This is a genomic window from Vibrio sp. Vb1337 (assembly GCF_033338715.1).
Classification (GTDB): Bacteria; Pseudomonadota; Gammaproteobacteria; order Enterobacterales; family Vibrionaceae; genus Vibrio; species Vibrio alginolyticus.
In genome coordinates, this window is the sequence record NZ_JAWOTD010000120.1 from 1 (window position 1) to 1327 (window position 1327).

Consider the following 1327-nt stretch of genomic DNA (forward strand, 5'->3'; position numbering starts at 1 on the left):
CGTTGACCACGCTGCACATCGGCATCGTTTTCAACCATGACCATATCAAAACGCACTGCCTCAGACGGTTTTGGTGCGCGTTGATTGCCATTATCGACCATCCACGCCATAAAGCTAAACAAACTCACGGCGATCAATAATGACGCTGGTAACGCAATTAACAGCCTACCCATTAAGGTTTCTCCGCTGCCAGTGCAATGTTCTTCACGCCAGCACCTTTAGCGGCATCCATCACTTTCACAACGGTGCCGTTGTAAGCGTGTTCATCAGCCTGAATCACTAACGATGCATCTGGCTGGTCTAGCAATAGGTGCTCAATAGACGCTTCTACGCGTTCCAGATCGACCAAGCGTTTGTCGATGTATACATCGTTTGCTGCCGTAATGGCGATGAAAATACCTGCGTCTTTTTGACTGACCACGTTCGATGCTTGAGGGCGGTTCACTTCCACGCCAGACTCTCGCACGAAAGAGCTGGTAACAATAAAGAAAATCAACATGATAAATACAATATCAAGCATCGATGTTAAATCGACTTGAGCTTCGTCTTGTTGATTTGGTCTGCGTCCGAGTCTCACTTTTGACTCCTTAAAGATTGTTCTAATTGGATCGCTTTACGTTCACATACTTTGCTTAAACGAGCATGTACAAACATGCCCGCCAATGCTGCCACCATACCTGCCATAGTAGGCAGCGTTGCTAAAGAGATGCCCGAAGCCATCAATTTTGGATCGCTGCTGCCTTGTGAGGCCATCACGTCAAAAACGGTAATCATGCCAGTGACAGTACCCAACAGACCAAGCATGGGACAAATGGCCACCAATAGCTTGATCGTCGAAAGGTTTTGGCGCAATTCGATTTGTGCCTTTGCAATCCATCCATCGCGGATTTGATGTGCATACCAAGAGTGGTGCTCTGACCGTGCCAGCCACTGTTCACGAAGCTGTTTGTTTACCTTCGGAAATACCGTCGTTAAGTAAACCACTCGCTCCATAACCAGTAACCAACACACCGCTACAACGGCTGCCAACCACCATAGGATTTGGCCACCTTGCTGCATAAAGCTCATCAAGGTATTGGCCCAATCCTCACTGATCAAACCCAAAGTGTTGAGTAGGATCTGCTCCATTATGCTGCGTTCTCCGCTATCGTGTTACGGTTGCCTTTGTTGTTAGACATATCGCGCTCTGCTTGTTCAGCAACTAAGCCAATACCCTGCTTTTCTAGAATGTTGCGAATGCTCTCGGCTTGAGAACTCAGCACAGTATGCGCCAGAAGCAGTGGCATTGCGGCTACCAAGCCGAGAACCGTTGTCACCAACGCCATCG

At 48.2% G+C, this 1327-nt stretch carries 3 protein-coding genes and 1 pseudogene; all 4 read right to left on the reverse strand.

Annotated features, from left to right (window positions below):
• Positions 1 to 173, reverse strand: a pseudogene (locus R7E42_RS24350) (energy transducer TonB); the annotation flags it as partial.
• Entirely contained in the window at positions 173 to 577 is a 405-nt protein-coding gene (locus R7E42_RS24355; RefSeq protein ID WP_005459364.1) for an ExbD/TolR family protein, read from the reverse strand. The pseudogene R7E42_RS24350 and the gene R7E42_RS24355, both read right to left, overlap by 1 nt.
• Positions 574 to 1128 (reverse strand): MotA/TolQ/ExbB proton channel family protein, encoded by a 555-nt coding sequence (locus R7E42_RS24360; protein WP_005497833.1) that lies wholly within the window; start codon positions 1126 to 1128, stop codon positions 574 to 576. Before R7E42_RS24360 ends, R7E42_RS24355 begins: the two co-directional genes overlap by 4 nt.
• Positions 1128 to 1327, reverse strand: a 200-nt coding sequence (locus R7E42_RS24365; RefSeq protein WP_318073142.1) for a MotA/TolQ/ExbB proton channel family protein, incomplete at its 5' end; no start/stop codon positions are given. The genes R7E42_RS24360 and R7E42_RS24365, both read right to left, overlap by 1 nt.